Here is a 16,251-nt window from a genome sequence, read left to right as displayed (position 1 = left end):
CTGCATGTCGGTTGACCTGCGTCAGGGCAAAATCCCGGAAAAAACCGTGTTCGTCAGTGCGGTCGCACTGGTCGATATCGATCATCGTGTGCTGATCGCTCAGCGCCCGGAAGGCAAATCCATGGCGGGCCTGTGGGAATTCCCCGGCGGCAAGGTCGAGGCGGGTGAAACCCCCGAAATGGCGCTGGTGCGCGAGCTCAAGGAAGAGCTTGGCATTGATATCACCGAAAGCTGCCTGGCACCCTTTACCTTTGCATCCTTCACTTATGATGATTTCCATCTGATGATGCCGCTTTATCTGTGTCGCGTCTGGAAGGGTGAAATCACCCCGATGGAAGGTCAGCAGGTGAAATGGGTGCGCCCGGTCCGTCTGGGCGATTATCCGATGCCGCCGGCTGATGTGCCGCTTGTGGCAATGCTACGCGATTTTCTGTGAGCCATCTGCCCGTTTGTGGCGTATGAGATCGCGCATTGAAGTTTGAACGATGTTGTGGGGATATGATGTCTGATCCGGTCCGTGCCTGTCTGATTATTATCGGCAATGAAATCCTGTCTGGCCGCACCCATGACAAGAACCTGCCCTGTCTGGCCGAAGAACTGAACACGCTGGGTGTGCGCCTGGCCGAAACCCGCGTCATCCCCGATATCGAAGACACCATCATTGCCACGGTCAATGAATGCCGGGCAAAATTTGATTATGTCTTCACCACCGGCGGCATCGGCCCGACCCATGATGACATCACGTCGGAATGTGTCGCCAAGGCATTCGGGGTGGCGATCGAACTGAATGCAGACGCCCACGACTTGCTTAAAAGCCATTATGAAAACCCCGAAGACCTCAATGAAGCCCGCCTGCGTATGGCGCGCATTCCGGTCGGGGCGGAACTGATCGAAAACCCGATTTCCAAGGCACCGGGATTTCGCATGGAAAACGTCTATGTCATGGCCGGTGTACCCATGATCATGCAGGCCATGTTCCAGGGCATCAAACATCAATTGATCGGCGGCAAGCCGATGGTGTCGCGTTCTGTCGGCGGCTACATCCCCGAAGGTTCAATCGCCAAGGTTCTGGGCGAAATTCAGGGCGATTTCCCGCAAACCGACATCGGGTCCTATCCGTTTTTACGTGAAGGCAAGCTTGGCACCACATTGGTGGTGCGTGGTGAGAAGCCCGATGACGTCAATCAGGCATCAGATCGTATTCGTCTGGCCATCATCGACGGCGGCAAGGATGTGATCGAAGATACCGGTGCTGTCTGATCGCCTTAGGCGGTGGCCTTGAATTGCGTTTGATCAAGGTAATGTCTTCGGGCTGTGTCTAGAATTGTTCTGACCTTTTACGGGAAGACAACATGACCGATCAGAACCATGATCCGCACAATGACGCGCGCAACAGTCAGGCCGCCCGCGAAGCCCGGTCGATTGTGAAATTCATGATCGAACACACAGCTTATGGCGGGTTTGGCGCGCTGGTGTTCGGGGCGTTGGTTCTGTATTTCGATATTGGCGGGATTTACAGTCTTGCGACGTCATCGCGCGATGCGCCGATCTTTATCTTCCTGCTGTTTTTCGGCCTGTTTGTGACCTTTGGCAGCATTAGTCTGGGCATCGGGATCATGACGCTTGGCGGCTTTTCCGATGATGACCGCTATCGCGATGAACGCACCCGCAACCGCAATTCAGATGACAGAAAATAAGAAAGGCGCCGATCAAGGGTGCCTTTCTGGGATTATGAAAACCTGCCTTATGGCCGGTCTGCACCGGATTTCTTGGCGATCACGCGGGCAACAAGCATCCCGATGATCCAGCCCGCCAACGGCACGATGAAAATGTAATCAAATAACGGGTGGCTCGAATCCCCGCCCGACGCGGCCAAAATGATCCCGACCCAACCCGCGGTCAGAAGATAGCCCATGATCTTGAAATAGACCCCGTTCGACAGCCCCTTTTTTTGCGGCGGCTGTTCGGGGTTGTTTGGTTGGCTTGGTTCGCCAGACATTCGGTATTCCTTGCGTTCTGAAATATGGTTTGGCAATCAGCGTTCAAGTGTCAGCGCGTCGGGATCAATGCGATCCTGCCAGCCTTCGCGCACCAGTTCGGGCACGACGTGATCTTCTTCCGGATATCCGATACAAAGATAGGCAATCAGCCGCCAATGGTCGGGCACATCAAGCGTCTTGCCAACCACATCCGGCTCAAGGATCGAAACCCAGCCAACCCCGATGCCCTTCACACGTGCGGCCAGCCACAGCAACTGCACGGCGGCGACCGCAGAATAATCAAGCATCTCGGGCATGGTCTTGCGCCCAAGGCCCATACCGGCTTCGGTTTCTTCATCGGCAAACACGGCCAACTGTACCGGGGCCTGATCCATGCCCTGAAGCTTCAGCGACGCATAAAGCTTGGCGCGCTCACCGTGATAGTCATTAAGTGCTTCGTTATTGGCACGCTCGAAACTGTCGCGAATTGATTTGCGGCGTTTCGGGTCATTGACCTTCACAAAGCGCCATGGCTGGCAATTGCCGACAGACGGCGCCAGGCAGGCTTCCTTGATCAGATCATCGATATCGCCCTTGGGGATCGGGTCGGTGCGAAAACGCCGGACATCGCGCCGCCACAGCAAAAGATTGATGAACTGCTTTTGAAAGGCCTGGTCAAAAACCGGCGGCGTCAGGTCCGTTTCCGGGGCGCTGTTTGTGGCAATCTGATCTGGTTTGGTCATGGCGCGGGCCTGATGAAATGCGAGGTAAATCTCAATTGTTTTGCACCCTACCTGTCAGCGTCGCTATCGCCAATAGCAAGATGATCACATCGATCCATCACAGCCGATTTTTGCGCACCATGCGCCTGCGTAAGCCTAGAAAGGCACATCTATGGTCAGAAAACCGGTATAGTTGCCGTGCGACACTTCATAACTCAGTTTTCGCCGCAGCTCGAAACTGACACTGGCCGGGAAACTGCCCCATTGCTGCGTAATGCCGCCCCCGGTATCAAGATAAAGATTGGTGCTTTCAATGCTGACAAACGGCTCAAGCGTCATCGATGATTGTGCGACATCATGGATCAGGGAAAACTCCGATCGAATGCCGGTAATGTCCTCAGTCCCGGTGGCGATATCGCGAAACCCCTGAATGCTGAGATCAAAACTCAGCGGGTCATAGGCATAATCGGCACCTGCATAATAGCGCGTTGATCCGCTGCGCCCGTAATTCTGGTTCAGAAGCGATATGGTTTCGTCCTGTCCGGCAAACGGAATGATTTCATGATTGCCAAAACCAAGGCGATAGCGCGCCTCGACCGAGGCATCAAAAAGCTGTGTGGTTGCGATGCTTCCCGGTACAAGTCCGCCACTGGTGGCGCGCGCCGCATCGACATATTCCCGCGCAGTCGTGATGTCGCCATCAAGCTGGATGCGCAGCGGCACCGCCCCGAATTCATAGTCGGTGCCAAAACCGATGCTGTTTGAAATGCTGGTACTATCAAGCCGTTCGGCATAGCGCAGGTTATCTGGCACCGGTCCAATCGGGGATTGGCGGATTGTGCTTTGACCAACGCTGATGCTGCCGCGCAGGTTAAACCAGTCTGTCACCCGCGAGACGAAATAGGGCGACAGGGCAAGATTGTTCTCGCGATAGCCCAATTGCCGGGTGCCGGATTCGCCAACCGTGCTGCCCCAGCCAACCCCGATGCCAAGGACAAGCCCGTCATCAATCAGATAATCCACACCGCTATCAATCGAGATGGTGTCGCCACTCAAGCCCGGATCATAGCCCGACCCGGTGATACGGTTTTCAAGCTCTGAATGGTTGCCCGCAAGCCAGATACTGATCGGCGCATGCACGCTGCGCGATTGGGTCGGGAACGTCCCCGCCGCACTATCAAGGTCAAGCTTGCGCGCAAGCGATGAAAGCGCATTACGCCCGGCCAGAATCTCGCTGGGTGTTGGTGTGCCCATGCCAAATTGCAGATGTTCGGTGGCCTGTTGAGGTGGAGAAAGGAAGCCATCAAACAACAAGGGCGCCACCCGGCTGTCATAAAGATCTTCGTCCATCTTGTCATACAGGCGGTTCATGTGGCGCTGCTGATTTTCGGTCCGGGTGGTTGTCTTGTTGCGCAATACCGGTGCATCAGGCCGCGCGGCATCATCGCGGGCAAAGGCCTGCGGTATTATGGGCGGCTGGCTTATCTCCCGTCGAAGGATATAGGTAACGGCCGCCAGACAGACCGTGGCAATCACGGCAGCTTGAAAACGCCTGTGCATCTGACTTTAAACGTGACTGTTTGGGTCAGTGGTCCAGCATGACAGACGAAAATGCACGGAATATGGAGAAACACGGGCAGTTCTGCCCCATTGCTGTTTAGCCGCGCAAAGGTGCCGATTAGCGCCAATAGAATGTTGCGTCAAAAACCAAGCCGCGCTAGAACGCTTTGCACCGGCTTTGGCCGGTCCTAACGCGCGTCGCGGGCGTGGCGAAATTGGTAAACGCAGCGGACTTAAAATCCGTCAGCCCTAAGGCTTTGCCGGTTCAAGTCCGGCCGCCCGCACCAGCGCATCGGCAAACGGACCCTGTTTACGGTCCCGGCACCAAATTGCCGAATTCCTGTCATCAAATCCTCTGCTTTGTATTTCATCCTGCGAACATCCCGGCACAGGTTTGCTGTGGATGTTATTTCATCCCCAATGCAGGAGAATGAAGATGGTTCACTTGATCGCCATTGGTGTCATTGCCGCCGCCGCACTGGTCGTAACCTGATGATCAATCGGTGACTTCTTGTATGAGATGCTGCAGTGCGATAGGATCTGTGGTGTGCGTATTCACGCCATCAACAGGCCAGCATTGCCATGAACAAAGTCGCTGCCAAAGCCACAGAACTTTCGGGTGCCCCGATCCAGCAGGACGGCGCATGGCACGCACTACCCGCCGATCAGGCCCTTGAAGATTTCCAAACAAACCCGCAAGGCCTTGATCCAGACCAAGCATCCGAACGTCTGGCGCAATATGGCCCCAACCGGCTTGATCCGCCGCGTCGGCGTGGGCCGCTGATCCGGTTTCTGGCCCAATTCAACAATGTGCTGATTTATGTCCTGCTGCTGGCAGCTGTCGTCACGGCGGCACTGGCGCATTGGGTCGACACGTCGGTCATTCTGGCGGTGGTCGTGATTAATGCCATCATCGGCTTTGTGCAGGAAGGCCGGGCCGAAAGCGCGCTTGAAGCAATCCGAAATATGCTGTCGCTTGCCGCCATCGTCGAGCGGGCCGGGCGTAAAATCGAAATCCTCGCCGAAGACGTCGTACCCGGCGATATCATCCATTTGCAATCGGGTGACAAGGTTCCGGCGGATTTGCGCCTGATCCGGGTCAAGGGTCTGCAAATTCAGGAAGCCATCCTGACGGGCGAATCTGTCCCCGTCGATAAGGCGGTTTCCCCCGTGGCCGCGGACGCGGCGCTTGGTGATCGTTTTTCCATGGCCTATTCCGGTACCATGGTTACCCATGGGCAGGGCTGCGGCGTGGTTGTTGCCACCGGGGCAAAAACCGAAATCGGCCGCATCAGTGCGCTTCTGTCCGAGGTCAGCACGCTTACCACGCCACTTCTGCGGCAAATGTCGACCTTCGGGCGTAAACTCAGTGCCGCCATCATGGCGGTGGCCTTTGTGACCTTTGCCATTGGTGTCTGGGTGCATGGGCGCGGGGCGGCTGACATGTTTGTCGGTGCGGTCGCGCTCGCCGTCGCCGCCATCCCCGAAGGTCTGCCTGCCATCATGACCATCGCCCTTGCCACCGGCGTGCAGCGCATGGCCGCACGGCGCGCTATTATTCGCCGCCTGCCAGTGGTGGAGGCATTGGGATCGGTCAGCGTCATCTGCTCGGACAAGACCGGCACACTGACGCGCAACGAAATGACGGTGCAGTCGCTCGCCACCGGCAAGCATCTTTATGCCGTCACCGGCACCGGATACAGACCCGAAGGTGGTTTTGAACTTGATGGCAAGCCGGTCAAACCGGATGACCATCCGGGCCTGACCGAAATGGCACGTGGGGCACTTTTGTGCAGTGATGCCGGTCTGCATGAAAGTGACGGTCAATGGTCGGTTGATGGCGACCCGACCGAAGGCGCGCTGGTGGCCCTTGCCATGAAGGCGGAACTGGAACCCGGCACCGAAAACCGTCAACTGCCGCGTCATGACGTCATCCCGTTTGAATCCGAACATCGTTTCATGGCGACCCTGCATCACCATGCAAAGGGGCATGGCTTCATCTATGTCAAAGGCGCGCCCGAACGTATCCTTGCCATGTGCAACTCTCAGGGCGGACCGGATTATCAGGAAGTCCTTGATCGTCCCTATTGGGAAGCCCGCATGCAGGAAATGGCCGAAAATGGTCAACGGGTGCTGGCACTTGCCTTCCGCCCGACTCATAACGGCCATCACCAGCTGGTGTTTGATGACGTCAAACAGGATCTGGTGTTGATCGGCCTTTATGGTTTGGTTGATCCGCCGCGTGACGAAGCCATTGCTGCTGTTGCCAAATGCCGTGCTGCCGGGATTGCCGTTAAAATGATCACGGGCGACCATGCGATCACGGCGGGGGCCATTGCCCGGCAACTCGGCCTTGGCGATGGTGAACCTGTGGTCAGCGGCCATGAACTGGATGGGCTTGATGACGACGCATTGCGCGCCGTCGCCCAAAAGTCCCATGTTTTCGCCCGCACCAGTCCCGAACATAAACTGCGTCTGGTCAAGGCCCTGCAGGCAGAGGGCCATGTCGTTGCCATGACCGGCGACGGGGTGAATGACGCCCCGGCGCTCAAGCGCGCCGATGTTGGCGTCGCCATGGGCCAAAAGGGCAACGAGGCGGCCAAGGAAGCCGCCGAAATGGTGTTGGTGGATGACAATTTTGCCTCGATCGCCGCCGCGGTCGAAGAAGGCCGAACGGTTTACGACAATTTGGTCAAATCGATCCTGTTCATCCTGCCCAGCAGCGGTGGGGAGGCCCTGACCATTGTTATGGCGCTGGCCCTGGGCCAATTGTTGCCGATCACCGCCCCGCAAATCCTGTGGGTTAATATGATCACCGCGGTGACGCTCGCCCTCGCCCTTGCCTTTGAGCCCGCTGAAGACAATGTCATGAAGCGTCAACCGCGCAGGCGCGAAGCGCCGTTGCTATCGGGCTTTCTGATCTGGCGGACGATTTTTGTCTCGCTCATTCTTGTGGCCGGTGTGTACGGCGTGTTTGTCTGGTCCCAGAACCGCGGGGCCGATCTTGAAGTGTCGCGCACGGTCGCGGTCAACACGCTTGTGATGTTTGAACTGTTCTATCTGTTCAACGCGCGTTTCCTGACCGCATCGGCATTCAACAGACAAGGGCTTTTGGGCAGTCGACCGGTATTGATTGCGGTGGCACTGGTCGTGCTTTTCCAGCTGATCTACACCTATGCCCCGCCGATGCAGTATCTGTTTGAAAGTGTCGCCATCCCGCCGCTTGGCTGGGCGATGGCCGTCGGGGTCGGGTTCAGCGTCTTTGTGCTGGTCGAGATTGAAAAGGCTTGCCTGCGACACTGGCAGAAACGCCAGACCGGGTAATGTTTACCGGATGTAAAGCAGATGCCGCCTATCCATAACGCATCGCCGCAATCACGTGTCAGGCTGCCCTATGCCGTTACCAGACCAAGAAGACGAAGGCCCGCGCAAGAAGGAACGGATTGGCAAATATGTTGCCCCCGAAGAGCGCGCAGCCAATATCGTCAAACAGCTTGATGAATTCCTCCGCAAGGGGCCGAGCAAGGGGCTGAAATATTCCCGTTGGCAGCAACTGGCCTGGTATGAGATCGTCGATGAAATCAAGCGCGCCGAAATGGCCCAGAAAAATCAGGACACCCTGACCAAGTCCGCCTTCCTCAGTTTGGCAATTGGCTTTGGTACGGTTGGCTTCTGGGGGCTGGTGCTGGTGGCGGGCAATGGCTTGGGCGCAATTGCCGCTGGCGTCATCGTGATTGCCGGTCTTGTTGTCTGGCGCGCCTTGTCCAAGGCAAAATGGTTTAAATAACAGTTCTATCACGCAGGCATTCGTACATATGAACAAGGAAGCAGCCGAAACTCTCGCCATTCGCGCCATCGCTCATATCGCCGGCGATGACGAATTGCTTCAGGGGTTGATCGCGCAAACCGGCATGGGGCTTGATGATCTCAAAGCCGGGATCGCCTCGAACGAGGTGCAGTGTGGTGCGCTTGAATTCCTGCTGTCGCACGAACCGTTTCTGATGCGCTTTGTCGAGGAGTCGGATTATGCCCCCGAAGATCCGGCGCGCGCCCAGATCGTTTTGTCCGGCGGTCCGATCTGGCAGGACTGAGCCCGGCCCGGAAAAACACCAGTCTAGGCGGTGATCAATTCAGGCGGGTTGGCAATATCGGTCAGGCTGTCAGTACGCAGCAGCCCGAAAATCACAGAATCACGAATGCCGATATGGGTTTGCCACTCGCCGCGCAGAACACCCTCGCGGGTGAAGCCCAGCTTTTCAAATGTTCTGATTGACGCGTGATTGTCCGGATCGATATCGGCAAACACCCGGCGTGCAGTGGTATTTTCAAACAGATACCGGATCGCGGCATAAAGACCACGTGCGGCGTAATTCCGACCGCGCGCGGCCGGGGTCACCATGCAGGCCGCTTCCCAGATATCCGCATCCCGCCCGGTGTTATAAAAGGCAATAACGCCAAGGGCCGGTCCATCGGGCGTTTCGCAAACGACCCATGAAGTATCTTTAAACCCGGCGTACCATTCCTTAAGCTTCGCGACGGTGGTTTCAATGTCCGGGGTAGCTGGTTCTGGGAGCCACAGGCAGCAATCCGGATCACCAAAAATGCGGTGCAATGCGGCGCCATCTGCCGCCGGGTCAAGGGGACGTAAAAACATGTGGGGCTCTTGGGTCTGCGTTGGACGGTGGTGGTCGTTGATCAGCTCAGGAACGGAAGGGGCGCACCGCCATAGACGTAAATCCACACCAGAAGTCCGCCACCCAGCAAAATGCGATAGATCGCAAATGGCGTGAAGCTGGATCGTTTCAGCCAGCTCATCAGAAGGGCAATGGCAATCAGGGCGGTGATAAATGACAGACCCGCTGCAAGCAGAACGTCTTCGGTCAGGTTGATGTCACCCGTCTGATGCAAATCGATCCCTGCCAGCAACCCGGCACCGAGAATGACCGGGATCGACATCAGCATTGAAAACTGTGCTGCGTCCGATCGTTCATACCCCATGAAGCGCGCAGCCGTCATGGTGATGCCCGACCGGCTGGTACCCGGCACAAGGGCCAGAACCTGTGCAAGCCCGATAAACAGGGCACCGCCCCAGCGCATATGTTCAAGACGGTTGATCGTCATACCCACCTTGTCGGCAAGCCAAAGCAAGATGCCAAAGCCAAGCGTGGTCCAGGCAATGATTTCAACAGAGCGCAGCTGTTCCTCGATCCCGGAAACCTTGAAATAGAATCCGACGGCAATCACCGGGATGGTGGCAAGCACGATATGAAGGGCAAGACGGGCACCGGGGTTGATTCGCCCGGTAAACAGCCGGACGAATCCGCCAAGCATGGCAAACACATCACGCCAGAAATAGATCAAAACAGCAGCCAAAGTACCGACATGCACCGCAACGTCTACCAACAAACCCTGATCCGCGCTGCCGGTAAGGGCAGGGGCCAGGACAAGGTGGCCAGATGAACTGATCGGGAGAAATTCGGTGATCCCTTGAACGATCGCCAGAAGAATAATGTGCTGTAGGGTCACGCCCGCCTCTGTGGCTGTTCGCTGCAAAAACTGATCGCTTATAGCAGTTTAGCCCATTTTGGCGAAACGCATAAATAGTACCATTATGGTACTATTGAAACAATATTGCGGTCATTTTCCGAGGCTCTCTTTGAAAAACCGGAAAATTTGTCCGGATATTTAAGTCAGCAATATTGACCTAAATGATATTTTGTGCTGGATTCTTGCCTGTTCGACACGTATACAGAGCAAAACCCGCAACATAAAACCCTTCCAGAGGGCCGTCATGACAGAAAAGATGCTGACATTTGTTCATCTTGAACAAAAATATCCGCACAAAAGAGAAGCGTCCGAGCGCCGCACGGATTTCAACGAAATTTATGCACCGTTTGATGACAATAGTGCCGCCGATCAGTCATCGCGCTGCTCGCAGTGTGGTGTGCCGTTCTGCCAGGCGCATTGCCCGCTTTATAATAACATCCCCGATTGGCTGCGCCTGACCACCGAAGGTCGCCTTGAAGAGGCTTATGCCATCTCGGCTGCAACCAACAACATGCCGGAAGTCACCGGCCGCATCTGCCCGCAGGACCGCCTGTGTGAAGGCAACTGTGTGATCGAACAGTCGACCCACGGCGCTGTTACCATCGGGTCTGTTGAAAAATACATCACCGACACCGCCTTTGCGAATGGCTGGGTGAAACCGCCGAAACCGGCCAAGGAAAATGGCATGTCGGTTGGCATCATCGGCGGTGGTCCGGGTGGTATGGCCGCGGCCGAACAGCTGCGCCTCAAAGGATATGAAGTCCATATCTATGACCGTTATGACCGCATGGGCGGGCTGCTGGTTTATGGTATTCCGGGCTTCAAGCTTGAAAAGGATGTCGTCGAACGCCGTGTGAAGCTTCTCGAAGAAGGTGGTGTTGTCATGCACACCGAATTCGAGGTTGGCCGCGATGCGACCCTTGATGACCTGCGCAAGAAACATGACAGCGTTCTGATCGCAACCGGCGTTTACAAGGCCCGCGAATTGAAGCTGCCCGGTGCCGGTCTTGGCAACGTCTATCCGGCACTTGAATACCTGACCACGTCCAATCGCCACGGCCTGGGTGACACGGTTCCGGCTTACGAAGACGGAACGCTGAACGCCAAGGACAAGAATGTTGTCGTGATCGGTGGTGGTGATACCGCCATGGACTGTGTCCGTACCGCGATCCGTCAGGGTGCCAAATCGGTTAAGTGTCTCTATCGCCGTGACCGTGCAAACATGCCGGGCTCGCAGCGCGAAGTGGCCAATGCCGAGGAAGAAGGTGTCGAGTTTGTTTGGCTGACCAACCCCGAAGCCTTTGTCGGCGATGACAAGGTAACCGGTGTGCGTGCGGTCAAGATGCGCCTTGGTGCCCCGGATGCCGGTGGCCGTCAGAGCCCGGAAATCATCGAAGGTTCCAGCTACACCATGGATGCCGACATGGTCATCCTGGCGCTTGGTTTCGAACCCGAAGACCTGCCGACCCTGTTTGATGCACCGGAACTGGGTGTGTCGCGCTGGGGCACGGTCAAGATCGACTTCCGCACCATGATGACCAATCTCGATGGCGTGTTTGCTGCGGGTGATATTGCCCGTGGTGCTTCGCTTGTGGTCTGGGCAATTCGCGATGGCCGTGATGCGGCTGACCGGATTGATGAGTATTTGCTGGCGCGCAAAGAAGCTGCTGCTTAAGCCCGCTGCCGCATTAGGAGAGAGACGATATGAACAAGATCGTTCAGGATAAAATGGATCAGAACCGTGGCGCTGCCGACATCGCCCGTTTTGAAAAGAACGCAGCACATCTTGAAGCCAGTGGCATGTATGACCCGGCCGAAGAACACGCCAACTGTGGTGTGGGTCTGGTCGGCGCCATCGACGGCAAACCGCGTCGCGAAGTTGTCGAAGCCGGTATCGAGGCGCTGAAAGCCATCTGGCACCGTGGTGCTGTTGATGCCGACGGCAAGACCGGTGATGGCGCAGGTATCCACCTTCAGATCCCGCAGGATTTCTTCAAGGCATATCTCAAGGTCATCAACCAGGAAGCCCCGGACAGCCTGATCGCTGTTGGTCAGGTCTTCCTGCCGCGTATCGACATGGCCGCACAGGAACGTTGCCGCGCGATTGTTGAAACCGAAATCCTCAAACAGGGTTACGGCATTCTCGGCTGGCGTCAGGTGCCGGTTGATGTATCGGTCATCGGCGAAAAAGCCAACCAGACCCGCCCGGAAATCGAACAGGTTCTGATCGGTGTCCGTGATGACGTCGACGAAGAAAAATTCGAGATCGACCTTTATGCCATCCGTCGCCGTATCGAGAAGGCCGTTCTTTCCGAGGCGATCAAGGATTTCTACATCTGCTCGATGTCGTGCCGTTCGGTGATCTACAAGGGCATGTTCCTGGCCGAAGACGTCGATACCTTCTATCCCGATCTGCGTGATGATCGCTTCATCTCGAACTTCTGCGTCTATCATCAGCGCTACTCGACCAACACCTTCCCGAGCTGGCCGTTGGCGCAGCCGTTCCGTGTTCTCGCCCATAACGGCGAAATCAACACGCTGCGCGGTAACGTCAACTGGATGAAAAGCCACGAAGCACGCATGGCACATGATGCCTATGCCGACAGCATCGATGACCTCAAACCGGTGATCCAGCCGGGCTCGTCTGACTCGGCCGCCCTTGATGCCGTGTTCGAACTGATGGTGCGTTCGGGTCGTGACCTTCCGATGGTCAAAACCATGATGGTGCCTGAAGCCTGGTCGAAAAAGGCCTCCACGCCAGACAGCTATAAAAACCTCTATGCCTATTGCAACGCTGTGATGGAACCGTGGGACGGCCCGGCCGCCCTTGCAGCCTATGGCGGCAAATGGCTGATGGGTGGCACCGACCGTAACGGTCTGCGTCCGCTGCGTTATGCGGTGACGGGCAATGGTCTTCTGATCGCCGGTTCCGAGGCCGGTATGGTTCATATCGACGAAGAAGCCTGCGTCGAAAAAGGCCGCCTCGGCCCGGGCCAGATGATTGCCGTCAACCTTGCAGAAGGCAAACTGCTGCATGATGCCGAGCTTAAAGATCAGCTCGCAGCACGTCGCGACTGGTCGAAATGGGTTGGCCGCACCAAGGTGCTCGATGATCTGATTTCTCCGGAACATGCCGAACCGGCCCATTTCGAAAAAGAACGTCTGCTGCGTATGCAAAAGGCGATGGGACTTTCCCACGAAGACCTTGAACTGATCCTCCACCCGATGGGTGAGGACGGCAAGGAAGCCATCGGCTCGATGGGTGATGACACCCCGCTTGCGATCCTGTCGGACCGTTATCGTGGATTGCATCACTTCTTCCGTCAGAACTTCTCGCAGGTCACCAACCCGCCGATCGACAGTCTTCGTGAAGCGCGCGTCATGAGCCTGAAAACCCGTCTGGGCAACCTTGGCAACATCCTGGACGAGGATGAAAGCCAGTGTGACTTGCTGCAGCTCGAAAGCCCGGTTCTGACCAACGCCGAATATGACGCCATGCGCGGCTATATGGGCGACAGTGCTGTTGAAATCGACACCACCTTTGACATCAGTGGTGGGCAGACGGCCCTGCGTGATGCGATCACCCGCATCCAGCGCGAAGCCGAGGAAGCTGTGCGCGGCGGTGCCCTGCACATCATCCTGACCGACGAAGGCATTTCCGAAACCCGTGCCGCGATCCCGATGATTCTTGCGACCGGTGGCGTTCACAGCTACCTGGTTAAGACGTCGCTGCGCACCTATATCTCGCTGAACGTGCGCTCGGCTGAATGTATGGATGTGCATTACTTTGCCGTTCTGATCGGTGTCGGTGCAACGACGGTCAACGCCTATCTCGCACAGGAAGGTCTGCTGGATCGTTATGCGCGTGGCCTGTTCCCGAATGTGAACAGCACCGCCGAAGTCATGCAGCGCTTCAAGGCCGCAATTGATGCCGGTTTGCTCAAGATCATGTCGAAAATGGGCATCTCGATCATCAGCTCCTATCGTGGTGGCTATAACTTCGAAAGCATCGGTCTGTCGCGGTCGCTGGTGGCTGAATTCTTCCCGGGCATGCCGTCGCGCATTTCGGGGATCGGCCTTCAGGGTATTCAGCGCCGCACCATCGCCCAGCACAAGGAAGCCTTCAACGGCAATGTCGTGACGCTTCCGGTGGGTGGTCTGTATAAATACCGTCGCAGTGGCGAACGTCACGTCTGGACGGGTCCGCTGATCCATACCTTGCAGTCCGCTGTGACGTCTGGCAGCTACAACACCTTCCGCAAGTTCTCCGAAGGTCTGCGGTCGCGTGAACCGCTTCATCTGCGCGATCTTCTTGATTTCCGCAGTGACCATAGCCCTGTTCATCAGGACAAGGTCGAAAGCATCACCGAAATCCGCAAGCGTTTCGTAACCCCGGGCATGTCCCACGGGGCGCTCTCGACCGAGGCGCACGAAGCTCTGGCGATTGCCATGAACCGCATCGGTGCGAAATCGAACTCCGGTGAAGGTGGTGAATCGCGTGAACGTTTCCGTCCGCGTGCGAACGGTGACAATGCGCGTTCCTCGATCAAGCAGGTCGCATCGGGGCGTTTCGGTGTCACCGCCGAATACCTCAACAACTGCGAAGAAATCCAGATCAAGGTCGCCCAGGGTGCAAAACCGGGCGAAGGTGGTCAGCTGCCGGGCTTCAAGGTCACGGTGGAAATCGCCCAGCTGCGTCATGCAACGCCGGGTGTGACCCTGATTTCGCCGCCGCCGCACCATGACATCTACTCGATCGAAGATCTGGCACAGCTGATCTATGACCTCAAACAGATCAACCCGCGTTGCCGCGTCTGCGTCAAGCTGGTGTCGCGTTCGGGTGTCGGGACGATTGCCGCTGGTGTTGCCAAGGCAAAAGCCGACGTGATCCTGATTTCCGGTTATGACGGTGGTACGGGCGCAAGCCCGCAGACCTCGATCAAATATGCCGGCGTTCCATGGGAAATGGGCCTGTCGGAAGTCAACCAGGTGCTCACGCTCAACAACCTGCGTGACAAGGTCAAGCTGCGCGTTGACGGTGGTTTCAAAACCGGCCGCGACGTGGTGATCGGTGCCATGCTCGGTGCCGAGGAATTCGGTATCGGCACCGCATCCCTGATCGCACTTGGCTGCATCATGGTCCGTCAGTGCCATTCGAACACCTGTCCGGTGGGTGTCTGTACCCAGGATCCGGCACTGCGTGCCAAGTTCGTTGGTACCGCAGACAAGCTGGTAAACCTGTTCACCTTCATGGCCGAGGAAGTCAAAGACGTTCTGGCCGAGCTTGGCTACACCCGCCTCGAAGAGGTTATTGGCCGATCAGACCTGCTTCAGCAGGTTCACCGTGGTGCCAAGGACCTTGTTGACCTTGACCTTAACCCGCTTCTGGCACAGGCAGATGCTGGCGATCATGCCCGCTTCTGCACCATCGAAGGCCGTAACGAAGTACCGGATACCCTTGATGCCCAGATGATCAAGGATGCCCGTCCGCTTCTGGAAGACGGCGAAAAGATGCAGCTGCAGTACAACATCCAGAACACCCAGCGTGCGATTGGGACCCGGATGTCGTCACTGATCACGCAGAAATACGGCATGACCGGCCTGAAACCGGGCCATCTCCATGTCCGTCTGCGGGGCTCGGCTGGTCAGTCGCTTGGTGCCTTTGCTGTGCAGGGGCTCAAGATCGAAGTCCAGGGCGATGCCAACGACTATGTCGGCAAGGGCCTTTCTGGCGGAACGATTGTTCTGCGTCCGCGCCCAAGCAGCTCGCTTAAGACCAACGAAAACACCATCATCGGCAACACCATTTTGTATGGTGCGACCGCCGGCAAGCTGTTTGCCGCGGGTCAGGCCGGTGAACGTTTCTGTGTGCGTAACTCCGGTGCGACCGTTGTGGTCGAAGGCTGTGGCTCGAACGGTTGTGAATATATGACCGGTGGCACGGCTGTCATTCTTGGCTCCGTTGGTGAAAACTTCGGTGCCGGCATGACCGGTGGCATGGCCTTCATCTATGACCGCGACAATACCTTTGCCGATGTCGTCAATGATGGCTCGATCCTGTATCAGCGCATTGAAACCCAGCATTGGGACGAACATTGCCGTTCTCTGATCGAAGAACATGTGGCCGAAACCGAAAGTGGTTTCGCGCGCACCATCCTCGATAACTGGGACCGTGAACGCGGCAACTTCTGGCAGATCGTGCCAAAGGAAATCGTCGACAAGCTGGAACACCCCATTCGCTCCGAGAGCGAAAACCAGGCAACTGCGTGATCCCTCACGCTTTTGCGCAAGCTCCCTTGTCCAACACACCTGGACAAACGAACTCGCCCCGTACTTCGGTACGGGGCTTTTTTCTTTTGGGGAAGTTGCCATGGTTGAACCCGCAAAGGCACGTCAAATGCCCGCGTTCCTTAAGGGAACGTCAGGACGTAACGATCTGCGGC

General features: G+C 56.7%; 13 protein-coding genes and 1 tRNA gene. 9 read left to right on the top strand and 5 right to left on the bottom strand.

Annotation, left to right across the window (positions count from 1 at the left end):
- Nucleotides 1-4: 4 nt before the first annotated feature.
- The 3 genes from mutT to TH4_RS03435 all read left to right on the top strand — a co-directional run bounded on the left by mutT (nucleotide 5) and on the right by TH4_RS03435 (nucleotide 1,697).
- Nucleotides 5-436 carry an 8-oxo-dGTP diphosphatase MutT gene (gene mutT, locus TH4_RS03445; RefSeq protein ID WP_063088498.1) on the top strand — a complete coding sequence of 144 codons (432 nt, stop codon included), beginning with the start codon at nucleotides 5-7 and terminating at the stop codon, nucleotides 434-436.
- Between the two features lie 62 nt (nucleotides 437-498).
- Nucleotides 499-1,260, top strand: a complete 762-nt coding sequence (locus tag TH4_RS03440; RefSeq protein WP_083996957.1) for a competence/damage-inducible protein A — start codon at nucleotides 499-501, stop codon at nucleotides 1,258-1,260.
- A 92-nt stretch (nucleotides 1,261-1,352) separates the two neighbouring features.
- Complete coding sequence (locus tag TH4_RS03435) at nucleotides 1,353-1,697, top strand: hypothetical protein (protein WP_063088499.1); 345 nt, start codon at nucleotides 1,353-1,355, stop codon at nucleotides 1,695-1,697.
- 47 nt (nucleotides 1,698-1,744) lie between these two features.
- Here TH4_RS03435 and TH4_RS03430 read toward each other — a convergent pair whose 3' ends face one another.
- The 3 genes from TH4_RS03430 to TH4_RS03420 all read right to left on the bottom strand — a co-directional run bounded on the left by TH4_RS03430 (nucleotide 1,745) and on the right by TH4_RS03420 (nucleotide 4,261).
- Nucleotides 1,745-1,999: a hypothetical protein gene (locus TH4_RS03430; RefSeq protein WP_008888363.1), complete on the bottom strand. Its 255-nt coding sequence runs from the start codon at nucleotides 1,997-1,999 to the stop codon at nucleotides 1,745-1,747.
- Nucleotides 2,000-2,035: 36 nt separating this feature from the next.
- Entirely contained in the window at nucleotides 2,036-2,722 is a 687-nt protein-coding gene (gene bluB, locus TH4_RS03425; protein WP_082923349.1) for a 5,6-dimethylbenzimidazole synthase, read from the bottom strand.
- A 135-nt stretch (nucleotides 2,723-2,857) separates the two neighbouring features.
- Complete coding sequence (locus TH4_RS03420; RefSeq protein WP_209272099.1) at nucleotides 2,858-4,261, bottom strand: autotransporter domain-containing protein; 1,404 nt, start codon at nucleotides 4,259-4,261, stop codon at nucleotides 2,858-2,860.
- A gap of 200 nt (nucleotides 4,262-4,461) precedes the next feature.
- Between TH4_RS03420 and TH4_RS03415 the strand changes: the two genes are divergently transcribed.
- The 4 genes from TH4_RS03415 (at nucleotide 4,462) to TH4_RS03400 (ending at nucleotide 8,352) form a co-directional block, all read left to right on the top strand.
- A tRNA-Leu gene (locus TH4_RS03415) sits at nucleotides 4,462-4,548 on the top strand.
- Nucleotides 4,549-4,843: 295 nt separating this feature from the next.
- On the top strand, nucleotides 4,844-7,585 hold the full coding sequence (locus TH4_RS03410) for a cation-transporting P-type ATPase (protein ID WP_064779897.1): 2,742 nt from the start codon (nucleotides 4,844-4,846) through the stop codon (nucleotides 7,583-7,585).
- 70 nt (nucleotides 7,586-7,655) lie between these two features.
- On the top strand, nucleotides 7,656-8,048 hold the full coding sequence (locus tag TH4_RS03405; protein WP_008888359.1) for a hypothetical protein: 393 nt from the start codon (nucleotides 7,656-7,658) through the stop codon (nucleotides 8,046-8,048).
- Nucleotides 8,049-8,076: 28 nt separating this feature from the next.
- Complete coding sequence (locus TH4_RS03400; RefSeq protein ID WP_008888358.1) at nucleotides 8,077-8,352, top strand: DUF3572 domain-containing protein; 276 nt, start codon at nucleotides 8,077-8,079, stop codon at nucleotides 8,350-8,352.
- Nucleotides 8,353-8,375: 23 nt separating this feature from the next.
- Here TH4_RS03400 and TH4_RS03395 read toward each other — a convergent pair whose 3' ends face one another.
- The gene (locus TH4_RS03395; protein ID WP_064779896.1) at nucleotides 8,376-8,915 is read right to left on the bottom strand and encodes a GNAT family N-acetyltransferase; all 540 of its coding nucleotides are present in this window, start codon (nucleotides 8,913-8,915) and stop codon (nucleotides 8,376-8,378) included.
- Nucleotides 8,916-8,956: 41 nt separating this feature from the next.
- The gene (locus TH4_RS03390; RefSeq protein WP_008888356.1) at nucleotides 8,957-9,787 is read right to left on the bottom strand and encodes an undecaprenyl-diphosphate phosphatase; all 831 of its coding nucleotides are present in this window, start codon (nucleotides 9,785-9,787) and stop codon (nucleotides 8,957-8,959) included.
- A gap of 265 nt (nucleotides 9,788-10,052) precedes the next feature.
- Here TH4_RS03390 and TH4_RS03385 point away from each other — a divergent pair, with 265 nt between their 5' ends.
- The gene (locus tag TH4_RS03385) at nucleotides 10,053-11,483 is read left to right on the top strand and encodes an NAD(P)-dependent oxidoreductase (protein WP_008888355.1); all 1,431 of its coding nucleotides are present in this window, start codon (nucleotides 10,053-10,055) and stop codon (nucleotides 11,481-11,483) included.
- A 29-nt stretch (nucleotides 11,484-11,512) separates the two neighbouring features.
- The gene (gene gltB / locus TH4_RS03380; RefSeq protein ID WP_008888354.1) at nucleotides 11,513-16,078 is read left to right on the top strand and encodes a glutamate synthase large subunit; all 4,566 of its coding nucleotides are present in this window, start codon (nucleotides 11,513-11,515) and stop codon (nucleotides 16,076-16,078) included.
- The last annotated feature ends 173 nt before the right edge of the window (nucleotides 16,079-16,251 follow it).

Source organism: Thalassospira tepidiphila MCCC 1A03514, from assembly GCF_001662875.1.
Classification (GTDB): Bacteria; Pseudomonadota; Alphaproteobacteria; order Rhodospirillales; family Thalassospiraceae; genus Thalassospira; species Thalassospira tepidiphila.
The sequence above is the reverse complement of the archived record's forward strand: the minus strand, read 5'-3'. Positions and strand labels throughout refer to the sequence as shown.

Excerpts from the sequence above, each read along its gene's own strand:
- bluB (WP_082923349.1), bottom strand. The coding sequence starts at position 2,722 with ATGACCAAACCAGATCAGATTGCCACAAACAGCGCCCCGGAAACGGAC.
- TH4_RS03435 (WP_063088499.1), top strand. The coding sequence starts at position 1,353 with ATGACCGATCAGAACCATGATCCGCACAATGACGCGCGCAACAGTCAG.
- TH4_RS03420 (WP_209272099.1), bottom strand. The coding sequence starts at position 4,261 with ATGCACAGGCGTTTTCAAGCTGCCGTGATTGCCACGGTCTGTCTGGCG.
- TH4_RS03400 (WP_008888358.1), top strand. The coding sequence starts at position 8,077 with ATGAACAAGGAAGCAGCCGAAACTCTCGCCATTCGCGCCATCGCTCAT.
- gltB (WP_008888354.1), top strand. The coding sequence starts at position 11,513 with ATGAACAAGATCGTTCAGGATAAAATGGATCAGAACCGTGGCGCTGCC.
- TH4_RS03410 (WP_064779897.1), top strand. The coding sequence starts at position 4,844 with ATGAACAAAGTCGCTGCCAAAGCCACAGAACTTTCGGGTGCCCCGATC.
- TH4_RS03385 (WP_008888355.1), top strand. The coding sequence starts at position 10,053 with ATGACAGAAAAGATGCTGACATTTGTTCATCTTGAACAAAAATATCCG.
- TH4_RS03430 (WP_008888363.1), bottom strand. The coding sequence starts at position 1,999 with ATGTCTGGCGAACCAAGCCAACCAAACAACCCCGAACAGCCGCCGCAA.
- TH4_RS03440 (WP_083996957.1), top strand. The coding sequence starts at position 499 with ATGATGTCTGATCCGGTCCGTGCCTGTCTGATTATTATCGGCAATGAA.
- mutT (WP_063088498.1), top strand. The coding sequence starts at position 5 with ATGTCGGTTGACCTGCGTCAGGGCAAAATCCCGGAAAAAACCGTGTTC.
- TH4_RS03405 (WP_008888359.1), top strand. The coding sequence starts at position 7,656 with ATGCCGTTACCAGACCAAGAAGACGAAGGCCCGCGCAAGAAGGAACGG.
- TH4_RS03395 (WP_064779896.1), bottom strand. The coding sequence starts at position 8,915 with ATGTTTTTACGTCCCCTTGACCCGGCGGCAGATGGCGCCGCATTGCAC.